Genomic DNA, 5,881 nt, shown 5'->3' on the forward strand with positions numbered 1-5,881 from the left:
TTAGCGCAAAATCTTCCCGATAAGGACACAAAACAGAAATTCCAAATCAAATTTTCTCGACGTGAAGCGCTTCCTTAAATTATGAATTTAAAATTTTACATGTGAAATTTCCACTTTACACAGTGCGGCATATTTCTGCCAAGATAAAATTCGCAAGCAAAATTCCAACCTCGCAAACCCAAAAGCATACGGCAATTACTTCTTGAAATTTTAGCACCGCTTACCCGTAGACCAATATTACGTTGCTTTATAGAATTTAGACCTCACGACGCCAGCTCCTCGCACTGCAAGCTCGCCTTGCGTTTTCGTTCAGACGGCGATCCGTCCACACGCCACTATGGCGTCTCGTCGCCATCTTAGTCTTGAAGCGCGTCCGCTTCGCCCTCTGCCGCGATCGCTTCGAGACTTAAAATTTCATCGACGTCCTCCAGCTGCGCTACGCCGCTTCCGGCGATGCTTCTGATACTTGCGTGCATCGCGATCGCGCCGTCTCGCGCACGCGCGATCTGTTTTTCACGCTGTTTCCAGATGCGCTCCATCGCGTTGCGCTCCTTATTTAGGCTCTCTTGCATGCCGACGAATGCCGATACGATCGTCTTTATCTGGTTTGCAAACTCGGGCGAGGTCAGATAGTCGTAGAGCATCGCCGTTTTGCTATCTTGATTTTGACCCGATCTTTTGGCAAACGCAAGCGCTACGACGTGTTCGCGCAAGACGGCGCAAAGCCCCTTAAATTCCTCAAACGAACAGATCCAGATGCTAGCATCGCTCGGCGCTTGGTGCAGCCTAGGGCTGTGAGGCGGCATCTGCTCGGTGACGATAACGCCGATCTGCGCGCCCTCGCCTATCATATCGTCTTTGAGTTTGTCGATCCATTTGGGCTCGAAGCTTTTCGTGCGCTTGCTCTCGTATAAAATTTTACCGCAGCCCGCAAACTCCCTCGTATGCACCATCTGCACGCAGTCCGCGCCGCGCGCGCCCTTTTTGACCTCATCTATCTCGTCCAAAGGAAAATTTAGCCGCAGATACTCCTGCAGCGCGAGCTCCTGTACCTCGCCCTGAAGCTGCTGCGAGCCCACTTCCGAGCGGCGCTTGAGCTCGTTTATTTGGCCGATTAGGCTTTGGATCTGCTCATCTTTTTGGCGGAATTTCAGCTCGTTTTCCTGCGAAATTTGTTTCGTTAGTCGCTCACGCTCTTGGTTTACGCGGTTGGTTAGCTCGATCTCGGATTTGGCTTTATTCTCAGCCTCAAGCTCGCTAAATTTACGCTTTTGCGCCTCCATTTCCGCCTTTATTAAATTTAGCTCAGAAATTCTTTGCGATTTTTCTTGCAGCTCCTTTTGTAAAATTTCAAATTTCGCCGCGTTTTCGCTCTCGATCTGAGATTTTGCGAGCGCTAAAATTTTCTCCCGCTCGCTGTTTAGCGCGGAATCGGTCGCCGCTTTTACGCGCTGCTCAAAGGCGTTTTCCTTCGCTTGCAGCTGCGCCAGATGCTTCGCGTACTCCTCGCGCTTAGCGGCGATCTCGGCTTCAAATTTAATCGTGGCTTCGTTTTGCTGCTGCTGCCATTTTCGCTTCTGCTGCAAAATTTCATCTTCAAATTTAGCCTTGATATCGCGCTGCAGCGCCTCGTCTATATCGATCAAAGAGCCGCAGTGCGGGCACTTTACGTTAGCCATTTTTGCTTCCCAAACTCTGCTCTTTCATCTTTTCAAATTCCTGCGAAATTTGCGCAGCATTGGGCTCGTCCGCCATCTTATCGAGCACGGAGTTGTAGCGATTTACGAGCAGTATCGCAAGCGCCGAAAAGCAAAAGCCCGGCAGCAGCTCATAAACGACCGCCGAAAGCCCCGATAATATCCAGCAAATGACCGTGATACCGCCTACGAGCATACCCACTAGAGCCGAGAGCGCGCTCATTTTTTTAGAATACAGGCTGAAAAGAAGCACCGCTCCGAAGCTCGCGCCAAATCCCGCCCAGGCGTTACCCACGACGTTTAGCACCGTATCGTTTGAGCCAAACGCCAAGATCGCGGCAACCGCGGCGATGATCACGACGGCGATACGGCTGCTTAGCGTCTGCGTGCGCTCGCTCACCTCTTTTTTATAAAACGCAAAGATAAAATCCTTCGTAACCGCGCTCGCGCTTACCAAAAGCTGACTTGAGATGGTGCTCATAATCGCCGCCAGCACCGCAGAGATTATGACTCCTAGGATGAATGGATGAAAGAAAATTTTGCCGAGCTCTAGGAAAATTTTTTCGGGATCGTCTATGCTAAGGTCTTTTTGCGAAAAATAGACAAAGCCGATCAGGCCGCTAAGCATGGCGCCTACTAGACCTAGCACCATCCACGAAATTCCGATGCGGCGCGCGCTATCAAGCTCGCGCGAGCTTCTAATCGCCATAAAGCGCACGATGATGTGCGGCTGCCCAAAGTATCCAAGCCCCCAGGCAAGCAAGCCCAAAACGCCCAAGAAGCTTTGATTGTAAAATAGATCGAGATGGCTTGCGCCGTAGAGCCGTACCTGCGCCAAAAAGGAACTGTCCGCAGGGATCTGCAGCGCGCGATAAGAAAACAGAGGGATCAAAATAAGCACTGCAAACATCAGCGCGCCCTGAAATGCGTCGGTGATCGCTACGGCCTTAAATCCGCCGAAAAAGGTATAAAACACGACGATTAAGATCGTAGCGACCGCGCCGTATGTAAAATTTAGCCCGAAAAAGCTCTCAAAGGTCTTGCCGCCTGCGATGATGCCGCTGCTAACATAGAGCGTAAAAAATATGATGATCAAAAGCCCGGAGATGATGCGAAGCGTCTTGGTGTGGTCTTTGAAGCGGTTTTCTAAAAAATCCGGGATCGTGACGCTGTCGCTTGCTACCTCGGTGTAAATTCTAAGCCTTTTGGCAAGAAATTTATAGTTGCACCACGCGCCCACGCAAAGTCCTAGGGCTATCCAGATATTGCAAATCCCCGTCGCAAACATCGCGCCCGGCACCCCCAAAAGCATCCAGCCGCTCATATCGCTAGCGCCCGCGCTAAGTGCCGTTACGAATGGCCCTAGGCGGCGATTATCGAGCAGATACTCGCTTAAGCTCGCATTCTTGTCATAATAATACCTACCTATAAAAATAAGCGCGCCGAAATATATCGCGATTGCGCAATAGGTCCAAAAGCTCATCGTTGCCTCCTTTTAAAAAAGCTAATTTTACTCTATTTCAAATAAAATTTTACTTTCGGAATTTAGCCAGATTTTAACGAAATTTTAGTATTCTTGCCGTTTAAATTTTAAGAAAAAGGCGCCTTGGTTGAACGAGAAAATTTTAAAGGTCGTATTTGTTTTGACTGTAATCGCCGTGGGGCTTTATTTCACCTATCCCGAACTGAGCGAAGCGCAAAAAATTTCATACGCCAAAAGCTACGGCATCACTCTTATTTTGACCTCCGGCGGCATTGTGATCGGTATCGCATTAGGATTTATGCTGGCATTTTTAAAATTTCTAAACAATAAATTTTTAAGCTTCATTATCGACGAATACGTAGACATCATCCGCGGAACTCCAATCGTTATCCAGCTGATGGTGTTCGTGTTTATTATCTTTGCTACGTGGAGCAATAATATCGCAGCTGCGATCTTTGCGCTGGGGCTTAATAGCTCAGCCTACGTCGCGGAGATCGTACGCAGCGGTATAAACAGCGTCGATCGCGGCCAGATGGAAGCAGCGCGCGCGATGGGTCTAGGCTACGGCACGGCGATGAAAGAGATCGTCTTTCCGCAGGCGATAAAAAATATCCTGCCTGCGCTTGCGAATGAGTTTATTAGCCTATTTAAAGAGACCTCGGTCGTGGGTCTCGTAGCAATCACCGATCTTACGTTTTTTTCAAAAAGCATGCAGGCTGCGCTTTATACCGTCCAGCCGATACTTTTTGCCGCAGTACTTTACTATGCAAGCGTGAAATTTTTCTCGTTTTTAGTAAAAATGCTAGAAAGTAGGTTAAACCGCAATGATTGAAATATCAAATTTAACCAAATCCTACGGCAATTTATCGGTGCTAAAAGGAATTTCAAAGACCATAAATAAAGGCGATATCGTAGCAATCATCGGTCCAAGCGGCGGCGGTAAATCAACCTTTTTGCGTTGCTTAAATCTGCTCGAAATTCCGAGCGGCGGCACTATTAAAATAGACGGCGAGGATATTACCGATAAGCACACTGATATTAATAAAATTCGCCGCAAAGTTAGTATGGTGTTTCAGCATTTCAACCTCTTTGCAAATAAAAACGTGCTGGAAAATTTAACTCTAGCGCCCATAAAAGCGGGGATCTATACCAAAGAACAAGCCTACGCAAAAGCAGAGGAGCTGCTGCAAAAAGTCGGCCTTAGTGATAAGGCCTATACTTATCCGCATAAGCTTAGCGGCGGGCAAAAGCAACGCATCGCAATCGCTAGAAGTTTGGCGGTAAATCCGGACGTGATTTTATTCGACGAGCCTACCTCGGCGTTAGATCCCGAGATGATCGGCGAGGTGTTAGGTATAATGAAAGAGGTCGCCAAAGAGGGCATTACGATGCTTGTGGTAACGCACGAGATGGGCTTTGCACGCAATGTCGCGAATAGGATTTTTTTTATGGAGGGCGGCAAGATCGCTGTGGACGATACGCCTAAAAACGTATTTGAAAATCCGCAAAATCCGAGATTGAAAGAATTTTTAAATAAAATTTTAAACCACTAAAGGAGAGGGAAATGAAAAAATTTATGAGATTTTTAGTTGCGGGCGCTTTGCTTTGCGGCTCGCTAGTCGCTAAAGACATTACCAAAGATACGCTCATCGTGGGCACGAACGCCGAGTATCCGCCGTTTGAGTTTGTGGATGAAAACTCCAAAGTAACCGGCTTTGATATGGATTTGGTAGCCGAGCTTGCCAAGCGCGCGGGGGTGAAATATGAAATTTTAAATATGAGCTTTGACGGGCTAATCCCTGCGATTAAAAGCGGCAAAATCGACATGATCGCCTCGGGAATGAGCGCGACGCCGGCTCGCAAAAAGGCGATCGATTTCACAAATCCTTACTACAAGGTCGAAAATTTATATGTCAAACGCAAGGACGATAGCTCGTTAAATTCCAAAGCGGATCTGCAGGGCAAGCGCCTTGCCGCTCAGCTAGGCACCATTCAAGAGCTTGCGATCAGAGACATCAAAGGTGCCGAAGTTAGCGCTACGGAGAATGTCTTTGTAGCCGTTATGTCGCTGAAGAACAAAAAGATCGATGCGCTTTGCGTGGATTCGTCCGTGGGCTACGAATACCTCAAGAAAAACGACGATCTAACCGCATTTTTTAAAGAATCCGACGGCAGCGAGGGCTTTTCGATCGCATTCGATAAGGGCAAGTATCCCGAGCTGGTCGCTAAATTTAATGCGGCGCTTGAGGAGATGAAAAAGGACGGAAGCTACGAAAAGCTTTTGGAGAAGTATAATTTAAAATAGCTATTGGCAGAGGAGTGAAGCAAATTTAGATACCCAATTTATAAATTTGCTTCACGTAATTTTAATTTATAACGAGGTAGCTTATGAAAAAAATATGTTTTATCGTGCTAGCGTTAGTCTATTTTTGTGCTGCAAAATCTCAGGAACCCGTAACCAAGGTGGTTAAATTTACCCGTTTTATAGACGATAAGTTATTTGCATTTCGCTGGAATGCATTGAATGAATTTTCTTGCGAATTAAAAAATTTGAAAATTATCTCGCTTAGAGATGCGCCCGACTGCCTAAAAAAAAGCAAAGAGATTAAAAAATTTGAAAGCGCTCATAAAAAAGAGATTGAAAAAATTATCAAACCGGGCTTTAACTATTACGTTACAAACTATGGCCAATATAGGAATG

5 protein-coding genes and 1 pseudogene are annotated in these 5,881 nt (G+C 46.8%); 4 read left to right on the forward strand and 2 right to left on the reverse strand.

Annotated features, from left to right (window positions below):
• Positions 1-356 precede the first annotated feature (356 nt).
• Entirely contained in the window at positions 357-1,679 is a 1,323-nt protein-coding gene (locus Q0236_RS06945) for a DUF2130 domain-containing protein (RefSeq protein ID WP_297916351.1), read from the reverse strand.
• Positions 1,672-3,180: a sodium/proline symporter PutP gene (gene putP, locus Q0236_RS06950; protein ID WP_297916353.1), complete on the reverse strand. Its 1,509-nt coding sequence runs from the start codon at positions 3,178-3,180 to the stop codon at positions 1,672-1,674. The genes Q0236_RS06945 and putP overlap by 8 nt, the downstream gene beginning before the upstream one ends.
• Positions 3,181-3,349: 169 nt before the next feature.
• Between putP and Q0236_RS06955 the strand changes: the two genes are divergently transcribed.
• From Q0236_RS06955 to Q0236_RS06970, 4 genes and pseudogenes are all read left to right on the forward strand, one after another.
• Positions 3,350-4,012, forward strand: a complete 663-nt coding sequence (locus Q0236_RS06955; RefSeq protein ID WP_291940149.1) for an amino acid ABC transporter permease — start codon at positions 3,350-3,352, stop codon at positions 4,010-4,012.
• Complete coding sequence (locus Q0236_RS06960) at positions 4,005-4,733, forward strand: amino acid ABC transporter ATP-binding protein (protein WP_297916355.1); 729 nt, start codon at positions 4,005-4,007, stop codon at positions 4,731-4,733. The genes Q0236_RS06955 and Q0236_RS06960 overlap by 8 nt, the downstream gene beginning before the upstream one ends.
• Before the next feature lie 11 nt (positions 4,734-4,744).
• Entirely contained in the window at positions 4,745-5,485 is a 741-nt protein-coding gene (locus Q0236_RS06965; protein WP_297916357.1) for a basic amino acid ABC transporter substrate-binding protein, read from the forward strand.
• Between the two features lie 158 nt (positions 5,486-5,643).
• Positions 5,644-5,881 (forward strand): annotated as a pseudogene (locus Q0236_RS06970) (hypothetical protein); the annotation flags it as partial.

Origin of the sequence: uncultured Campylobacter sp. (genome assembly GCF_938031315.1) — a bacterium.
Classification (GTDB): domain Bacteria; phylum Campylobacterota; class Campylobacteria; order Campylobacterales; family Campylobacteraceae; genus Campylobacter_B.